Genomic DNA, 17207 nt, shown 5'->3' with positions numbered 1-17207 from the left:
GGGCGGGAGCCGACTTGGAATACGTACTGATCCTCATCAGCACGATCCTGGTGAACAACTTCGTCCTGGTGAAGTTCCTGGGTCTCTGTCCGTTCATGGGGGTCTCGCGCAAGGTCGAGACGGCCACCGGCATGGGCCTGGCCACGACCTTCGTGCTGACGCTGTCGGCGGTGACCTCCTATGTCATCAACGAATTCGTCCTCGCCCCGCTGGACCTCGAATACCTGCGGACCATCGCGTTCATCCTGGTGATCGCGGCCGTGGTCCAGTTCACCGAGCTGGTGGTGCGCAAGACCTCGCCGCTTTTGTACAACGTGCTGGGGATCTTCCTGCCGCTGATCACTACCAACTGCGCGGTGCTGGGCGTGGCCCTGCTGAACGTGCAGGAGGCGCACAACTTCGTCGAGTCGGCGCTGTACGGCTTTGGCGCGGCGGTCGGCTTCTCGCTGGTGCTGATCCTGTTCTCGGCGATCCGCGAACGCATCGCGGTCGCCGACGTTCCAGTGGCGTTTCGTGGCAGCGCGATCGCGATGGTCACCGCGGGCCTGATGTCGCTGGGCTTCATGGGCTTCTCCGGGCTGGTGACCACCTGACATGGATATCCTGATCGCCATACTCGCCATCACCGCGCTGGCCGGCCTGTTCGGCCTGGTGCTGGGCTACGCCGCGCAGCGCTTTCGCGTGGAGAGCAACCCGGTGGTGGACCAGATCGACGCGCTGCTGCCACAGACCCAGTGCGGGCAGTGTTCCTACCCCGGCTGCCGCCCCTACGCCGAGGCCATCGCCGCCGGCGAGGCCGACATCAACCGCTGCCCGCCCGGCGGGCAGGCCACGGTTCAGGCCCTGGCCGATCTGCTCGACCGCGAGCCCAAGCCGCTGGAGGAAGAGGAACAGGAAAAGACCGTCGCGGTGATCGACGAGAACCTGTGCATCGGCTGTACCCTGTGCATCCAGGCCTGCCCGGTGGATGCGATCGTCGGCGCGGCCAAGCAGATGCACACCGTCATCGAGGAAGAATGCACCGGCTGCGAGCTGTGCATCGAACCCTGCCCCGTGGACTGCATCTACATGGTGCCGGTGGAGACCGACATCAGCGAATGGGGCTGGTCGGAACCCGAACCCTCGCCCATCGAACGGCCGCGCGACGAACCGCGGGCCTCCGCCTGATACCGCAACCATGCAGCTGCACCGTTTTCATGGCGGCCTGAAACTGGCCGACAACACGGAAGCGAGCACCGCCGAGCCGGTGCTGACCATGGGCGTGCCCGAACGCCTGACGGTCCCGCTGTGCCAGCACATCGGCGATCCCACCGAGCCCTGCGTGCAGGTCGGCGACCGCGTGACCAAGGGCCAGCGCATCGGTCAGGCCGCCGGCTACATCGCGGCGCACGTGCACGCCCCCACCTCGGGCGTGGTGGAGGACATCGGCGAGTACCCGGTCCCGCACCCTTCGGGCCTGTCCGCCCCCTGCGTGGTGATCCGCGCAGACGGCCGCGACGAATGGGGCGACACCCGCATGGAGCCATGGCTGGACTGGGACACCCGCGACAGCCGCCGGCTGCGCGAGCGCATCCGCGAGGCGGGCGTGGTGGGCCTGGGCGGGGCGGCGTTCCCCACCGCGGTCAAGCTCAACCCGCGTGCCGGGCAGAACATCCACACCCTGATCGTCAACGGCGCCGAGTGCGAACCCTGGATCAGCGCCGACGACATGCTGATGCGCACCGCGCCCGAGGCGGTCTTCGAAGGCATCCGTATCGTCGCCCACCTGCTGGGGGTGGAGCGTATCCTGTTCGCGGTGGAAGACAGCATGCCGGAGGCCATGCGCGTCCTGACCGAGACCGCGCCCGCGGAACTGGCGGACCGCCTGGAGCTGGTCTCCATCCCCACCATCTATCCCACCGGCGGGGAGCGTCAGCTGATCCAGGTCCTGACCGGTCGCGAGGTCCCCAGCGGCGGGCTTCCGGCCGATCTGGGCATGGTCTGCCACAACCCGGGGACCTTCCGCGCGATCTGCGACGCAGTCATCCAGGGCCGGCCGCTGGTCTCGCGCATGGTCACCGTCACCGGGCCCGGAGTGCACAGGCCGCGCAACGTCAACGCGCTGATCGGCACGCCGTTCGCCGAACTGGTGGCCGCGGCCGGCGGCTACGACGCCGAGGTCGACCGGCTGGTGATGGGCGGGCCGATGATGGGCTTCGCGGTGCACGACGACGCCCTGCCGGTGATCAAGGGCACCAACTGCCTGCTGGCCACACGCCCGCAGGACACCCCCTCCCCCGGCCCGCGCATGCCCTGCATCCGCTGCGGCGAATGCGCGGCGGTGTGCCCTGCCCGGCTGCTGCCGCAGCAGCTGTACTGGCAGGCGAAGGCCAAGGACTTTGACGCCATCCAGGACTACGGCCTGTTCGACTGCATCGAATGCGGCTGCTGCGCGCATGTCTGCCCCAGCAACATCCCGCTGGTGCAGTACTACCGCTATGCCAAGCACGAGATCTGGACCCGCGAGAAGGAACGCCAGAAATCGGATGTGGCACGCGACCGCTACGAATTCCGTCAGGCCCGGCTGGAACGCGAGGAGCGCGAAAAGGCCGAGAAACTGGCGAAGAAGAAGGCCGCGGTGAAGAGCAAGGAAGGCCAGGACGACGACAAGCAGGCCGCCATCCAGGCGGCGCTGGAACGCTCGCGGGCACGCAAGGCGGCGCGCAAGGGCCAGGCGGACGCCACCGATTCTTCCGAGGGTTCCACCGGGGATGCTCCCGAGGGCCACTCCGGGAACCACTCCGACACCCCCGACGACACCGGCCCGGGAACCGAACCCGCGGAGACCGGCGCGACCGGCCGCTCCGAAGACACGGATGCTGCGGACACCACCGACGCCACGGACGACCGCCAGGAGCACGGACGCTGATGCGCTTTCGCACCGAATCCTCGCCGCACGTGATCCCGCGCCACTCGGTGGGCGGGGTGATGCAGCAGGTCCTGCTGGCCCTGATCCCCGGTACCCTCGCGATGACCTGGTTCTTCGGCTGGGGGGTACTGATCAACGTCGCCCTGGCGGTGGGCTTCGCGGTGGCGCTGGAGGCGGCCATGGTCGCCCTGCGCCGGCGCCCGGTGGGGCCCACCCTGGCCGACAACTCGGCCATCGTGACCGGCTGGCTGTTCGCCCTGGCCATCCCGCCGCTGGCGCCGTTCTGGATCACGCTGATCGGCATCGCCTTTGCCATCGTGGTCGCCAAACATCTCTACGGCGGGCTGGGCTACAACCCGTTCAATCCGGCGATGGTCGGCTACGTGGTGGTGCTGGTCTCGTTCCCGCGCGAGATGGCACTGTGGCCGGCCCCCGAGACCCTGCCGCAGATGCCGCTGGGGCTCTGGCAGAGCCTGCAGACAGTGCTCACCGGCAGTCTGCCGGCGGGGATGGAATGGGATGCGATCACGCGCGCCACACCGCTGGACGCGCTGCGCGAGGGATTGGTCTCCGGGCGCACGGTCTCCGAGGTCACCGCCAGCCCGGTGTTCGGCAGCTTCACCGAGACCGGCTGGGAATGGATCGGCAATTTCTTCCTGCTGGGCGGGCTGTACCTGCTGTTCCGCCGCGTGATCCGCTGGGAGATCCCGCTGGCGGTGATCCTCGGAGTGGCCATCCCCGCAGGGTTCTTCTGGATCCTGGATCCCGGCGCCCACGCCTCGCCGGCGTTCCACGTGTTCAGTGGCGCGGTAATCCTGGGGGCGTTTTTCATCGCGACCGACCCGGTATCCGCGGCCACCACCAAGCTGGGGCGCATCCTCTACGGTGCCGGCATCGGCCTGCTGATCTACGTGATCCGCGCCTGGGGCGGCTACCCGGACGCGGTGGCCTTCGCGGTGCTGCTCATGAACATGGTCGCGCCCACCCTGGATCACTTCACCCGGCCACGCATCTACGGCCATTCAAGCGGTAACGGACCACCCCCGGGGGCCGGACCGTGACCGGGCTCAGTCCTCGAGACATCGCGATCACCACCGCACTGCTGGCCGCCTTCGCCGGGGTGGGCACCGGGCTGGTCGCGCTGGTGCAGAGCGGGACCGAGGCGCGCATCGAGGCCAACCGGATGGAGGTCAACCGCCAGCGCATCGCCGATCTGCTGGGCGAGCTGGACTACGTCAACGAACCGGTAACCGACACCACGACCCTCAGCCACGAGGACCTCGGCGGCACGAACCTGCCGGCCTGGTTTGCACGCGACGCCGACGACGACGTGATCGGCCTGGTGGTCTCCGCAGTCGCCCCGGACGGCTACAGCGGCGATATCCACCTGCTGGTGGGCATCGACCGCGAGGGCGAACTGCTGGGCGTGCGGGTCTCGGAACACCGCGAGACGCCGGGCCTGGGCGATGCCATCGAGGCCGGACGCTCGGACTGGATCCACGACTTCGAGGGCCGTCGCCTGGGCGACCCGCCGCCCGACGAATGGACCGTGCGCCGCGACGGTGGCGCCTTCGACCAGTTCACCGGCGCCACCATCACCCCGCGCGCAGTGGTGCATGCGGTTCGCCGGTCACTGGAGTATTTTGAAGCCCATCGCGAGGAACTGCTGGCGACCGAACCCGGCGAGGGAGCGGCCGTGATCGAGCCGCTCACGCCCGACGATGATCAGGAGACAACGCCATGAGCACCCCCGCCGACATCATCCGTGACGGTCTGTGGCACAACAATCCGGGCCTGGTGCAGCTGCTGGGGCTGTGCCCCCTGCTGGCGATCTCCGGCACGGTGGTCAACGCCGTGGGCCTGGGCATCGCCACCACCCTGACCCTGCTGCTCTCCAACGTGATCGTGTCGCTGATCCGCGAGCACGTGCGCTCGGAGATCCGTATCCCGGTCTACGTGCTGATCATCGCGTCCATCGTGACCGCGATCGAACTGGCGATGAACGCCTGGTTCCACGGCCTGTTCCTGATCCTCGGGATCTTCATCCCGCTGATCGTGACCAACTGCGCGATCATCGGCCGCGCCGAGGCCTTTGCCTCGCGCAACTCGGTCCCGCGCGCCGCGCTGGACGGGCTGATGATGGGGCTGGGCTTCACCGGCGTGCTGATCGCGCTGGGCGCGCTGCGCGAGCTGCTGGGCCAGGGCACGCTGTTCGCCGACTTCCACCTGCTGCTGGGCGAATGGGGCCATGCCCTGCGGATCGAGTTCTTCCCCGAGGAACACGGCTTCCTGCTGGCGCTGCTGCCGCCCGGGGCCTTCCTCGCCATGGGCCTGCTGATCGCGGTGAAGAACTGGATCGACGCAGCCATGGAGAGCGGCCCCGAGCCGGCCGAAGACGCCGCGGCGGAGACCGGTCCTTCCGCCGGCTAGGGCCGGATCGGCCGCGCTGGATCGGCCAGAGGCTGGCCTCCTACGACGGATGAAACCCTGCCACCGGTAGGAGGCCGGCCCTCCGGCCGATTTCACGGCCGGGCGTGGTCGAACCAGCGGCGCAGGGTGGCCACGTCCACCACGTCGCCGGGCAGCTCGGCCCCGGCCAGTGACCGCGCCGGGGCGCCCGGTTCGCCAAAGCCGTCCAGCACCGCCAGCGCCCCGCTGAAATCCTGGTCACGGGTGTAATCGTTGGTGGTGACCACCACCTCCAGCCCGGCATCACGTGCCGAGCGCACGCCGTTGTCCGAATCCTCCAGCGCCAGCGCCTCCGCGGCCGTCAGGCCCATCTCCGCAAGCGCATGGGTGTAGATGTCCGGCGCCGGCTTCTTCGCCGGGACGATATCCCCGGCCGCGATCACCTCGAAGCGCGCCGGCCCGTCCTCGCCCAGGGTCGCGCGCAGCAGCGCGGTCACGTTCGCCGGTGTGGTAGTGGTCGCGATCGCCAGGCGCAGCCCGGCCGCGGCGGCCTCGTCCAGCAGGCGCTCTACCCCCGGGCGCAGCGGGATCGCACCGCCCTCCAGCATCGCGACGTAGTGGCGGGTCTTGGCCTCGTGCAGGGCCCGGATGCGGTCATCGATACCCGGTTCTTCCAGCACCCCGGGGTGGTCTTCCGTCAGGTACTGGCGGATGCGTTCCTTGCCGCCGGTCACGCGCAGCAGCTCGCCATAGCGCTCCACGCTCCATTCCCAGTCCAGTCCGGCCTCGGCAAAGGCCCGGTTGAAGGCCACCCGGTGGCCGTCGCGCTCGGTGTCGGCCAGGGTGCCGTCGACGTCGAAGATCAGGGCCTGCAGGGTTGCCATGAGAATCAGTGCCTCCACGCGTGAATCAGAACATGTTGATGAAATGAAAAGATGGCATACGGCTTGCCTGCGCCCCCGGTCTCTGGTACTAAGTGCGCCTTCATTTCGAGCCGGAGAGTACCCGCATGGCTGAAGACGCCGACCGCAAGCCGTCCACGAAACACATGGTCGCCGGGGGCATCGCGCCCTACGAGGCGAAGCCGGACGAAGAGTACATGAATCCGGACCAGCTCGAGCATTTCCGCCAGCTTCTGGAGGCGTGGCGCGAGGAACTGGCTCAGGAGGTGGATCGCACGGTGGGGCACATGCGCCAGGACGCGGCCAATTTCGCCGATCCGGCGGACCGCGCGACCCAGGAAGAGGAATTCGGGCTGGAGCTGCGCGAGCGCGACCGCGAACGCAAGCTGAGCAAGAAGATCGACGAGGCCCTGCGCTCGATCGAGAGCGGCGACTACGGCTACTGTGAGGCCTGCGGCGTGGAGATCGGCATCCGTCGGCTGGAGGCCCGTCCGACGGCCACGCTTTGCATCGACTGCAAGCAGCTCGCCGAGATCAAGGAAAAGCAGATGGCGTGACGGGACCCGGCGCGACCCGGTGCGGCCCGCACCGGGCCGCACCCGCCCGTCCCCCGCTTCGCCCGGCATGTCATCCGCGCCCGACCGCCCGTACGTCGGCCGCTTCGCGCCCACCCCTTCGGGCCCCCTGCATGCCGGTTCCGTGCTGGCCGCCGTGATCTCCTGGCTGGACGCCCGCGCGGCCGGCGGGCGCTGGCATCTGCGCATCGATGACATCGACCTCCCGCGCGTCCGCGCCGGAGCCGAGGACGCGATCCTCGTCACCCTGGACGCCCTGGCCCTGGACTGGGACGGTCCGGTCACCCGCCAGTCGAACCGCGACGACGCCTACGCCGCAGCCGTCGACCACCTGCTGCGATCCGGCCATGCCTTTGCCTGCGCCTGCACCCGGCGCGAGGTCCGGGCCGCCGGCGTGGCCGGCTGGGAGGGCCCGGTCTACCCGGGCACCTGCCGCCCGGGCCTGCCCGCCGGACGCGAGGGCCGTGCGATCCGTGCCCGCACCGTGACCCGGCACTGGTCCATGGAAGACCGGTATCAGGGACCGCTGTGTCTGGATCTGGTGGCGCTCGGCGGCGACTTCGTGATCCGCCGCGCCGGCGGCCTGCATGCCTATCAACTGGCGACGGTGATCGACGATCACGAGCTGGGCGTAACCGACGTGGTACGCGGCATCGACCTGCTGGGATCGACCGCCCGTCAGCTGCAGCTGTATGCGGCACTGGGGCTGGCCGCGCCGGCGCATGCCCACCACCCGGTGCTGGTGAGCGACGACGGCGACAAGCTGTCCAAGCACACCGGGGCCGCCGCGGTGCGCGACGACGCCGCCCGCGCGGTGCTGGCACGGCTGCTGGAAATGATCGACCTCACCCCCTCCGATCCGCACTGCCCGGATGCCCCGGAGGTCCAGTTGCAGGAGGCCCTCGAGCGCCTGCAGCACCGGCCTCTGGAACGGCGCCTGCCGCTGCAGACGGAACTGCACTGGCCGGCGGAGGCGACGGACTGAGATGGACACCTCGCACGGCGTCCTGATCACGCTGCTGGGCGTGCTGCTGTTCTTCAGCCCGCTGGTGCCGTGGCTGGCCGGGGCCGCGCCCGCATGGTGGTGGCCGTTCGCGATCTGGGCCGGGTTCATCCTGGTGGTGGCACTGGCCACGGGGCGGCGGCGTGACCCTTAGCCTGGGGCTGATCTATGCGGTGGGCGTGGCCTATCTGGCGGTGCTGTTCGGCATCGCCTTCGTCGCCGACCGCATCCCCCGGGTCGCCCGGTGGGCGGCCAGCCCGTGGGTGTTCAGCCTGTCGCTGGGGGTCTATGCGACCTCCTGGACGTTCTACGGCAACATCGGCTTTCTCGCGGAACAGGGCTATCTGTACCTGACCATCTACCTCGGGGTGACCCTGGCCTTCGCCGCGACCCCGTGGCTGCTGCGCCCGCTGCTGCGCCTGACCCGCGAACACCAGCTGAGCTCGCTGGCGGACCTGTTCGCGTTTCGCTACCGCAGCCGCCTGACCGGTCCGACGGTCGCGCTGTTCATGCTCGCGGGGGTGCTCCCCTACATCGCGCTGCAGATCAAGGCGGTGACCGAGTCGGCGGCGGTGCTGACCGCCGAGACCCCGCCGCACCTGCTGGCACTGGCCTTCTCGGCCACCATCGCCGCGTTCGCCATCCTGTTCGGAGCCCGCCACATCGCCCCGCGCGAGAAACACGCCGGGCTGGTGCTGGCGATCGCCTTCGAGTCCGTGATCAAGCTGATCGCGATCCTCGGCATCGCCGCAGTCGCGCTGTTCGCGGTGTTCGGCGGTCCGTCGGGGCTGAATCATTGGCTGGAGTCCAACCCCGGCGCCACCGAGGCACTCTACGCCCCGGTGCGCGAGGGCGGCTGGTTCGCGATGATGGTGCTGGCCTTCGCCGCCGCGTTCCTGCTGCCGCGGCAGTTCCACATGCTGTTCACCGAGAACATCGATCCGCGCGCCCTGAACCGCGCGGCCTGGGCCTTCCCGGCCTTTCTGCTGCTGCTGAACCTGCCGATGCCGGTGCTCTACTGGGCCGGCGAGGCGGCCGGTCTGGGTATTGACCCCAACTACTACGCCATCGGCATCGCCGGCATGCTGGATTCGGCGTCGCTGGCGCTGCTGGTGTTCATCGGCGGGGTCTCCGCCGCCAGTGCGATGATGATCGTGACCACCCTCGCCCTGGCCCACATGGGCACCAACTACCTCACCCCCATCGGCCGCCTGCAGGAAGACGACGCCCCGGGCAGCAACCTGTATCACCGGCTGCTATGGGCCCGGCGCGTGTGGGTAGTCCTGATCATCGGTCTGGGCTATGGCTTCTACGGGGTGCTGCAGGTGGTGGAAGGCCTGGTGGAACTGGGCCTGATCTCGTTCGCGGCCGTGGCCCAGCTGCTGCCGGGGCTGGCCGGCCTGCTGTTCTGGCCCCGCGCCACCCGCATCGGCTTCCTGGTCGGCCTGAGCGCAGGCATCGCCGCATGGCTGTTTACCCTGGTGATGCCGCTGCTGGGCAGTGCCGGCATCCTGCCCGGCCTGCCGGACCCGCAGGCGGTGCTGCGGGCCGAGGCGACGGATCCGTGGAGCTTCGCCCTGACCCTCAGCCTGGGCCTGAATGCGGTCCTGTTCGTGGCGGTTTCGCTGCTGACCCGTCCGAATGCGGAGGAAACGGAGGCCGGACGTGCGTGCTGCCCGGGCGAGACCACGACCGCCGGCGGCGGCCTGCCACTGGCCGGTGACGTTGGCGAGATGGAGACCGCGCTGGCCGCCACCCTGGGTCCGGGACCCGCGCGCCACGAGATGCAGCGGGCGCTGGACGAGCTGGGCCTGCCGCGACACACGCGTTCGCGCAGCGACCTGCGACGCCTGCGCGAACGCATAGAACGCAACCTGTCCGGGCTGCTGGGCCCGGTACTGGCGCGCATGATCGTCGACCAGCACCTGCGTCTGGATGCCGCCGGGCGCCATACCCTGGGCGAGAGCCTGCGGCGGGTGGAAGAACAGCTGGAGACCCGCGCCCTGCCACTGTCCGGGCTGGCCGCGGAGCTGGACGCGCTGCGGCGCTTTCACCGCCAGATCCTGCACGAGCTGCCGCTGGGCGTGGCCAGCCTGACCGCCAGCGGCGAGATCACCGGCTGGAACCAGGCCCTCGGCCGGCTCACCGGCATCCCGCCGGACACCGCCACCGGGCATCCGCTGGACAGCCTGCCGCGGCCCTGGCGCGGCCTGCTGACCGCGTTCATCGAAAGCTCCGACCGCCAGTGGTACAAGCTGCACCTGGAACTGGAAGACGGCGGGCGCCGTCTGAACCTGCACAAGTCCGACCTGCTGGACTCTGCGGGCCGGCGCGAGGGCCGCATCATCCTGATCGAGGACGTCACCGACCGCGCCCAGCTGGAAGCCGAGATCGCCCACGGCGACCGGCTGGCCTCCATCGGCCGTTTCGCTGCCGGGGTCGCCCACGAGATCGGCAATCCGCTGACCGGCATCGCTTCGCTCGCGCAGACTCTGCCGCTGGAGCAGGATCCCGACGAGATCCGCGCCATCGCCGATGACATCCTTGCGCAGACCCGGCGCATCAACGACATCGTGCAGTCGCTGATCACCTTCGCCCATGCCGAGGAACCGGCCGGCAGCCGCTTCGAGGACCTCGACCCCGGGGAACTGATCCATGAGGCCATCCGCCTGACCCGGCTGGCTGGCCGCAAGGACCTGCATTTCGTGACCTCCGGGCTCGACACCCCGGGGCTGCAGGTCCGCGGGGCCCGCGGGCCCCTGCTGCAGGTGTTCATCAACCTGCTGACCAACGCCGAACAGGCCTCGCCCGAGGGGGCCACGGTGCGCGTGAGCGCGGAACGCCGCGACGGCCGCATCCGGGTCGCGGTGGAGGACGAGGGCGCGGGCATCGACCCCGACAGCCTCGACCGGCTGTTCGAGCCGTTCTTCACCACCAAGCCCACCGGCAAGGGCACGGGCCTGGGCCTGCCGGTCGCCTACTCCATCGTGCAGGACCACGGTGGTACCCTGACGGCCGCCAACCGCCCCGAGGGCGGCGCCCGCTTCCTGCTCACGCTCCCGGGAGGAGATCCGTCATGACCCGCATCCTGCTGGTGGACGACGAGGCCCCGATCCGGCGTGCCGTCAGCCGCTATCTGACCCACCACGGCCTGACCGTGGAGACGGCGGAGGACCTCGCCCGGGCCCGCGAGCGGCTGGAGGGCGGCGAGCCGGACCTGCTGCTGGCCGATCTGCGCCTGCCCGACGGCGAGGGCACGCAGCTGCTGGGCGAGACCCGGGCGCCGGTGGTCATCATGACCAGCTACGCCTCGGTACCTTCGGCGGTGGAGGCGATGAAGAACGGGGCGGCCGACTACATCGCCAAACCGTTCGATCACGACGCCCTGCTGCTGACGCTGCGCGCCACCCTGCGCGAGCGGGCCGTTACCGAACCCGCGGGCACGCCCGGCGAGGACGGGGACGACCTCGGACTGAAGGGCGACAGCGCCGGCATCCGCACCCTGCGCGAGCAGATCCGCCGCATCGCATCCACCGAATCCACCGTGCTGCTGCGGGGGGAATCCGGCACCGGCAAGGAGCTGGCCGCGCGTGCCCTGCATCGCCTCGGCCCGCGCGCCGACGGGCCGTTCGTCGCGGTCAACTGCGCCACCATCCCCGAGGGCCTGGTGGAGGCGGAGCTGTTCGGCCATGCCCAGGGCGCCTACACCGGGGCGGTGCAGGCACGTACCGGCCTGATCGCCAGCGCGCGCGGCGGCACGCTGTTCCTCGACGAGATCGGCGAGCTCGCCCCGGCCGCCCAGGCCCGTCTGCTGCGCTTTTTGCAGGACGGACAGATCCGCCCGGTGGGGGCCAGCGAGGAGCAGCAGGTGGACGTGCGCCTGCTGGCCGCCACCCACCGCGATCTGGAGGGCATGATCGGCGACGGCGGTTTCCGCGCCGATCTCTATTACCGCCTGCGGGTCCTGGAACTGACGATCCCGCCGCTGCGCGAACGGCCCGAGGACATCGAACCGCTGGCCCGTCACTTCCTCGCCCGGAACAACCCGGCCGGGGGCCCGGTAGCGCTCACCCCGGCGGCACTGGAGGCCCTGCGCCGACACGCCTGGCCGGGCAACGTGCGCGAGCTGGCCAATGCGCTGGAGCGCGGCGCGGTCCTCGCCCCGGACGGGCAGATCGAACCCGGGCACCTGGGCCTGGACGGCGGCGCCACACCGGGCGCGGGCGAATCAGCCGGCGAGGCCCCCGGTAACACCAGCCTGCAGGACTACTTTCGCCAGTTCGTACTGGAAAATCAGGGACACATGAACGAGACCGAGCTCGCCCGGGCCCTGGGCATCAGCCGCAAGACCCTGTGGGAACGCCGTCAGCGCGACAACCTGCCCCGTCCCTGATGTCCGCCAACACCCTCGCCCCGAGCCGCCGCCGGGTCTTCTTCGCCCTGTGGCCCGACCCCGCCACCCGCGACGCCCTGCATGCCCTCGCCCGGGATCTTCCGGGCCCGGGCCGCCCCGTACCGCATGCGCACCTGCACCTGACCCTGGCCTTCGCCGGCGACGTCACGGTCACGATCGCCGACCGGCTGGCCGAGGCCCTGGAGACCTTCCCGGACGGCGCGGCCGAGCTGTGCCTGGATCGCTACGGTCATTTCCGGCGGGCCCGGGTTGGCTGGATCGGTCCCGCGCACACCCCGCCGGCACTGGAGGCACTGGCTCTGGCGGCCGCCGGGGCCTGCCGCGCGGCCGGCATCGCGCTGGAGGAGCGCCCGTTCCGTCCGCATGTGACCCTGCGTCGCCATGCCACGACCCCGCCGCCGGCCCCCGGGCCGCAGCAACCGGTGCACTGGCACGCGGATCATCTGGTGCTGATCGAGTCCGGCCGCGACGGCCGGCCCGGCGCCTATCGCGTGCTCGCCGAGCGGCACCTGCTATCCTCGGGATAGACCCGCACCCCGGAGGTTCGCCATGTCCCGCCGTCCCTTGACCGTCACGCACCTGCCCCGTGCTCTGATGACTCTGCCCCTGCTGGGCCTGCTCCTGCTGACATGGGCCCTGCCCGCAGCCGCCGACAAGCCCGGTGACGAACGTGCGATCGAGGGAATGGACGAAGGACGCATCCTGTGGGACGTCACCCTGGGCGACCCCGAGGCGCTGATGGGCCGTCTGGACGTGATCCTCGAAACCCGCGAGGACATGCAGCGTCAGGGCCTCGAACCGCACATGGTCTTCGCCTTCCGCGGCGGGGCCGCCGGCCTGGTGGCCGAGTCCACCGATCATCTGGACTTCGCCGACGTGGCCAACGTGGAACGTCTCCACGAACGCCTGGACGCACTGCTGGAACTGGACAACGTGCACATGGAGGCCTGCTCCATCGCGACCCGCCGCTTCGACCTCGAGGCCGGGGATCTGCTGCCCGGGATCGAACTGGTCGGCAATACCTTCCTGTCGATCATGGGCTACGAGCGCCAGGGCTACACCACCATCCGCATCGACTGACGGGACCCGCTACAAACCAGCCTCCCGTGAGGGTCATTCAGTCGACCCGGGAACCCTGATATGATGCCACTCGCTGCGGGAGGGCATGCATTGGCGCAACTGGAAATCACGACGCTCGGTTCTGCCCGGGTCAGTGTGGACTGGCGCGAAGTCTCCGCCCTTTCCGGGACCAAGGCCGGGCTCCTGCTGGTCCACCTGATCGCCGAAAGCCCGCGACAGGTCCCCCGGCGTGATCTTGCCGCCCTGTTCTGGCCCGATCTCGACCTCAACGGTGCCCGCGTCAACCTGCGCCAGGGCCTGTTCCAGATCCGCCGCCAGCTGGGCGACAGCCTGGCGGACAAGTTGCAGGCCGGGACCCGCGATGTCGGTTTCCGCGTGGACGAACAGTGCCACGTCGACTTCCTCGAGCTCGCTCACGACCCGACGCCGGACCCGGTGCCGGCCGAAGAAGGCGACACCGAACGGATCCTGACCCTGGCCGAGCGGGAACTGGCGCGCCTGCGGCTGTACCGCGGCCATTTCCTCGCCACCACACCCGTGAACGACAACCTGCCCGGGCTCGAGGCCTGGGTGCGGCAGCGCCAGGGCACCCTGTGGGCCCGCGCCCGGTCCACGGCCGAACGGGTGCTGGAACTCCTCCGCCGCGCTGGCGAACCGGAACGCGGGATCCCCGAGATTCGTCGTCTGCTCGATCTGGAACCACTCGACGAGACCCTGAACGTAACCTTCCTCCGTGGCCTGCTGCTGGCCGGGCAGCCGGCCCGTGCGGAAGAACACTTTCGTCGTCTGCAACAGGGCCTGGAGGAGACCGAGGGCCGCGCCCCGGATCCGGCCCTGGCCGAGATCCGCGAACAGCTCGACGGGCTTTACGATGTCGCCACCGGGGACCCCTCCTCGCTGCCCGCGACCCCCCTGCGTCAGGAACGGCGCCACCTGGTTCTGGTGGTGTGCGACCTGCAGGCACCGGAAACCCTGGATATCGAAGAACAGTGCGACCGAATCCATGCGGCGCTGGAATCGCTGGACGGACTGTTCCTGACCCATCACGGGCATGTGGTGCGTGCCCCGGGACAGGGCCTGCTGGCCTACTTCGGGTACCCGGCGGGACGCGAGGAGGCAATGGTGGATGCGGTGCGAGCGGCGTGGCAGGCCCTGCAGACGGCGCCTCCCGGGGTCGAACTGCGGATCGCGGTCGATATCGACACCGTGGTCACCGGGGCCGATCCCGAGATCCCCGATCCGGCCGGACGCTTCACCGCCCGTATCCAGGCCATCGCCCGCGCGCTGCGGCCGGGGCTGGTGTGGACCTCGGCGGTGCTGCGCGAACACCTCGACGGCTTCTTTGAATTCGAGCCCATGGAGCAGCGTCCGGGTGGCTTCCGGGTGACCCGTGATCCGGGTCCGCGGGACCGCGTCGACGCGCGTTCCCCGACGCGGCTGGCACCGCTGGTCGGTCGCGATGCGGAGCTCCAACGCCTGCAAGGCGAATGGGAGCAGGCCCGGGCGGGCGCCGCCCGATGGGTGCTGATCCAGGGCGAGGCCGGCATGGGCAAGAGTCGCCTGGCCCGGGGTCTGGCAGAGCAGTGCGGAGACCGCGCAGCCACCGTGGCCCTCAAGTGTCGTGAGGACACGTCGCGCCAGCTGCTGGGGCCCGTCCGTCAGCTGCTGAGCCAGTGGGCCCGCGCCCGCAGTCGCCCACACGCCGCAGCGCGCTGGCTGGCGCGGCGTTTTCGCGAACACGGCCAGCCGTCCGGACGCGCGCTGGGCATTGCCCGCTGGCTGACCGAACCGGCCACGCCCGACCGGGAACTGTTCCGCGCGGGTGATATCGACCGCGACCACCTGCTGGACGCGCTGGTCGACCTGGCAAATGCCGCCATCCGCCCGCAGCCTTCACTGCTGATCGTCGACGACCTGCACTGGATTGACTCGGGGACTTCCGAATTCCTGCGCCGGTTGCACCATCGCGCCCGGGACACCGCGTTCATGGCGGTCCTGACCGCGCGAATGAGCTATCGCAGTGCCTGGCGCGACGTGGAGGTAGAGTCCCTCGTGCTGCAGGGTCTGGACCACGCAGCCGCCGGTCAGCTGGTCGCCGCCCTCGACCCGCACGGCGCCCTTTCGCCGACCATACGCCGGGAGCTGGTGTCGCGGGGCGAAGGCGTGCCCCTGTTCCTCGAGGAGCTGACTCGCTTCGCCCTGGAGGACCGCGATCCCGACAGCCCGGGAGACGATCTGCCCCCCGGACTGACCAACCTGCTGATCGCGCGCATGGAGCAGCTGGGACCCGCGCGGGATCTGGCGCGGGCAGCCGCGGTCATCGGACGGGACTTCAGCATCAACACCCTCGCCCGTCTGGTGCAACGCTCCACCGACCAGGTCCGCCAGCAACTCGGGCGCCTGATGCGCAAGGGCATCGTGGAGGCCGTCGGGGCCGCCGGGGGCACCCTGTTCCGCTTCCGCCATGCGCTGTTCCGCCAGAGTGCCCTGGAGGCGATGCTGCGCTCGGAACGGGCCCGGCTGCACGACCGGCTGGCGAACCTGCTCCAGGAGGATGCCGAACACCCCGGCAGCAGCCCGAGCGGCGCGGAGGTGGCCCTCCATCTGCATCAGGCCGGACGTTACCGAGAAGCGGTGACACAATGGCTCGAAGCCGGGGAGCAGGCCTTCGCCCGGAGCATGCTCCCCGAGGCCGCGCAGCATTTCCAGGACGCCCTGCACTGCCTGCAGAACGACCTGTCCGGAAGCGCCGCCAGCAACGAGGCCGACACCCTGCGTGCACTCAGCGGCCTCGGCACCGCCAACCTCGCCCTCGCGGGCTACGGCTCGAGGTCGGCCCACGCCCTGTTCAAACAGGCCGCAGAGCTGTCAGATCCGGAGCGCGATCCGGTGCAGCATTTCCGGGTTCTGTCGGGACTGTGGCACGGGGCCGGTTCCTGCCAGGACTTCCATGAGGCGCAACGCTTGGCGAACGAGATCGAGGCAGTGGCCGAGCGTTCGGGTGACCGCCTGCTGCGGCTCGCCGCGCGCTACGTGCAGGGCAACACGCATTTCTGGACCGGGCATTTCCGGCAGGCGCTGGAGTACCAGACGCGCGCACTCGAACTGGACCGACCCGCCGACCACACACGTCTGGTCACCCGCCACACGGAGAACCCCGCCATCGTCGCAAGGGCCTTCATGTCCTGGACCCTGCTGTTCGCCGGCAACCACGAACGCGCCTGGGTGGAGATGGATCAGGCCTGTCAGCGGGCCGACCAGGTTGACCACCGGCCCACGCAGGCGTTCGTCTACAGCTACCGCTCGGCACTGGGCTTCTTCGCCGATCGCCCGCAGGAGGCCCTGGCGGCCTCGCGCAAGGCGTACGACATCGCCGAGGCCTACGACTATCCGCTGTGGCTGACGGGTGCCATCGCGGTGTCGGGCTGGGCCCGCGCGCGCCTGGGGGATCCGCAGGCAGTGGAGGTGCTCCGCGAGCAGGTCGAGGCCATGCGCGGCGTGATGGACGGTGTAAGCACCCTGTTCCGGCTGTTCCTGCTGGATGCCCTGCGCTTCAGCGACCGGGACGATCCGCACGAACGCATGGCGGTGGCCGATGCCGCGCTGCAGAGCTGCCTGCAGCGCGGCGACCGGTGCTTCCAGCCCACGATCCGACACCAGCGGGCCCGCAGCCTGCTGGAGATCAGCACGGGGCGTGACCCGGAAGGCTGGCAGGAGATGGAACGGGCGCGGGCCGAGGCCCGCAGGCAGGGTAATCCGAACGTGGAACGTCAGGTCCTGCTCGACATCCGCCGCCACGCCAGCGATCCCCGCTGGCAGCACTGGGCCGGACGGGAACTGCGGCGCGTCGACCAGTGCATCATCGGCCATCCGGGGGCCGAGGCCCTGAGCCTCGGACGCCCGCACGGGACCTGAA

At 70.1% G+C, this 17207-nt stretch carries 15 protein-coding genes; 14 read left to right on the top strand and 1 reads right to left on the bottom strand.

Annotated features, from left to right (window positions below; all coding sequences use genetic code 11):
* Window positions 1–14: 14 nt before the first annotated feature.
* From rsxA to D571_RS0101460, 6 genes are read left to right on the top strand one after another with little or no spacing between them, the layout of a single operon-like run.
* Entirely contained in the window at window positions 15–593 is a 579-nt protein-coding gene (gene rsxA, locus D571_RS0101485; RefSeq protein ID WP_018934908.1) for an electron transport complex subunit RsxA, read from the top strand.
* A 1-nt stretch (window position 594) separates the two neighbouring features.
* A complete protein-coding gene (gene rsxB / locus D571_RS0101480; protein WP_018934907.1) occupies window positions 595–1167 on the top strand; it encodes an electron transport complex subunit RsxB in 573 nt (190 codons plus the stop codon).
* Between the two features lie 10 nt (window positions 1168–1177).
* A complete protein-coding gene (gene rsxC / locus D571_RS0101475) occupies window positions 1178–2908 on the top strand; it encodes an electron transport complex subunit RsxC (RefSeq protein ID WP_018934906.1) in 1731 nt (576 codons plus the stop codon).
* Window positions 2908–3969 carry an electron transport complex subunit RsxD gene (rsxD, locus tag D571_RS0101470; RefSeq protein WP_018934905.1) on the top strand — a complete coding sequence of 354 codons (1062 nt, stop codon included), beginning with the start codon at window positions 2908–2910 and terminating at the stop codon, window positions 3967–3969. The genes rsxC and rsxD overlap by 1 nt, the downstream gene beginning before the upstream one ends.
* The gene (rsxG, locus tag D571_RS0101465) at window positions 3966–4652 is read left to right on the top strand and encodes an electron transport complex subunit RsxG (protein WP_018934904.1); all 687 of its coding nucleotides are present in this window, start codon (window positions 3966–3968) and stop codon (window positions 4650–4652) included. Before rsxD ends, rsxG begins: the two co-directional genes overlap by 4 nt.
* Window positions 4649–5338, top strand: coding sequence for an electron transport complex subunit E (locus tag D571_RS0101460; RefSeq protein ID WP_018934903.1), 690 nt, complete (start codon window positions 4649–4651; stop codon window positions 5336–5338). Before rsxG ends, D571_RS0101460 begins: the two co-directional genes overlap by 4 nt.
* A 92-nt stretch (window positions 5339–5430) precedes the next feature.
* On the opposite strand, the gene D571_RS0101455 is transcribed toward D571_RS0101460, so the two are convergent.
* Complete coding sequence (locus D571_RS0101455; RefSeq protein WP_018934902.1) at window positions 5431–6201, bottom strand: HAD family hydrolase; 771 nt, start codon at window positions 6199–6201, stop codon at window positions 5431–5433.
* A gap of 125 nt (window positions 6202–6326) precedes the next feature.
* On the opposite strand from D571_RS0101455, the gene dksA reads away from it, so the two are divergent.
* The 8 genes from dksA (at window position 6327) to D571_RS0101415 (ending at window position 17206) form a co-directional block, all read left to right on the top strand.
* The gene (gene dksA, locus D571_RS0101450; protein WP_018934901.1) at window positions 6327–6776 is read left to right on the top strand and encodes an RNA polymerase-binding protein DksA; all 450 of its coding nucleotides are present in this window, start codon (window positions 6327–6329) and stop codon (window positions 6774–6776) included.
* A 67-nt stretch (window positions 6777–6843) separates the two neighbouring features.
* On the top strand, window positions 6844–7779 hold the full coding sequence (gene gluQRS, locus D571_RS0101445; protein WP_018934900.1) for a tRNA glutamyl-Q(34) synthetase GluQRS: 936 nt from the start codon (window positions 6844–6846) through the stop codon (window positions 7777–7779).
* 1 nt (window position 7780) lies between these two features.
* On the top strand, window positions 7781–7951 hold the full coding sequence (locus tag D571_RS14415; RefSeq protein WP_018934899.1) for a hypothetical protein: 171 nt from the start codon (window positions 7781–7783) through the stop codon (window positions 7949–7951).
* Window positions 7941–10877 carry an ATP-binding protein gene (locus tag D571_RS0101435; protein ID WP_018934898.1) on the top strand — a complete coding sequence of 979 codons (2937 nt, stop codon included), beginning with the start codon at window positions 7941–7943 and terminating at the stop codon, window positions 10875–10877. Before D571_RS14415 ends, D571_RS0101435 begins: the two co-directional genes overlap by 11 nt.
* Entirely contained in the window at window positions 10874–12190 is a 1317-nt protein-coding gene (locus D571_RS0101430) for a sigma-54 dependent transcriptional regulator (protein ID WP_018934897.1), read from the top strand. Before D571_RS0101435 ends, D571_RS0101430 begins: the two co-directional genes overlap by 4 nt.
* Window positions 12190–12738 (top strand): RNA 2',3'-cyclic phosphodiesterase, encoded by a 549-nt coding sequence (thpR, locus tag D571_RS0101425; protein ID WP_018934896.1) that lies wholly within the window; start codon window positions 12190–12192, stop codon window positions 12736–12738. The genes D571_RS0101430 and thpR overlap by 1 nt, the downstream gene beginning before the upstream one ends.
* Before the next feature lie 67 nt (window positions 12739–12805).
* Complete coding sequence (locus D571_RS0101420) at window positions 12806–13291, top strand: hypothetical protein (RefSeq protein ID WP_026287491.1); 486 nt, start codon at window positions 12806–12808, stop codon at window positions 13289–13291.
* A gap of 63 nt (window positions 13292–13354) precedes the next feature.
* Window positions 13355–17206: an AAA family ATPase gene (locus D571_RS0101415; protein WP_369773850.1), complete on the top strand. Its 3852-nt coding sequence runs from the start codon at window positions 13355–13357 to the stop codon at window positions 17204–17206.
* Window position 17207 lies beyond the last annotated feature (1 nt).

The organism is Thioalkalivibrio sp. ALJ24, from assembly GCF_000377785.1.
Lineage (GTDB): Bacteria > Pseudomonadota > Gammaproteobacteria > Ectothiorhodospirales > Ectothiorhodospiraceae > Thioalkalivibrio.
The sequence above is the reverse complement of the archived record's forward strand: the minus strand, read 5'-3'. Positions and strand labels throughout refer to the sequence as shown.

Excerpts from the sequence above, each read along its gene's own strand:
- rsxB (WP_018934907.1), top strand. The coding sequence starts at position 595 with ATGGATATCCTGATCGCCATACTCGCCATCACCGCGCTGGCCGGCCTG.
- rsxC (WP_018934906.1), top strand. The coding sequence starts at position 1,178 with ATGCAGCTGCACCGTTTTCATGGCGGCCTGAAACTGGCCGACAACACG.
- rsxD (WP_018934905.1), top strand. The coding sequence starts at position 2,908 with ATGCGCTTTCGCACCGAATCCTCGCCGCACGTGATCCCGCGCCACTCG.
- D571_RS0101460 (WP_018934903.1), top strand. The coding sequence starts at position 4,649 with ATGAGCACCCCCGCCGACATCATCCGTGACGGTCTGTGGCACAACAAT.
- D571_RS0101455 (WP_018934902.1), bottom strand. The coding sequence starts at position 6,201 with ATGGCAACCCTGCAGGCCCTGATCTTCGACGTCGACGGCACCCTGGCC.
- dksA (WP_018934901.1), top strand. The coding sequence starts at position 6,327 with ATGGCTGAAGACGCCGACCGCAAGCCGTCCACGAAACACATGGTCGCC.
- gluQRS (WP_018934900.1), top strand. The coding sequence starts at position 6,844 with ATGTCATCCGCGCCCGACCGCCCGTACGTCGGCCGCTTCGCGCCCACC.
- D571_RS14415 (WP_018934899.1), top strand. The coding sequence starts at position 7,781 with ATGGACACCTCGCACGGCGTCCTGATCACGCTGCTGGGCGTGCTGCTG.
- D571_RS0101430 (WP_018934897.1), top strand. The coding sequence starts at position 10,874 with ATGACCCGCATCCTGCTGGTGGACGACGAGGCCCCGATCCGGCGTGCC.
- thpR (WP_018934896.1), top strand. The coding sequence starts at position 12,190 with ATGTCCGCCAACACCCTCGCCCCGAGCCGCCGCCGGGTCTTCTTCGCC.
- D571_RS0101420 (WP_026287491.1), top strand. The coding sequence starts at position 12,806 with ATGACTCTGCCCCTGCTGGGCCTGCTCCTGCTGACATGGGCCCTGCCC.
- D571_RS0101415 (WP_369773850.1), top strand. The coding sequence starts at position 13,355 with ATGCCACTCGCTGCGGGAGGGCATGCATTGGCGCAACTGGAAATCACG.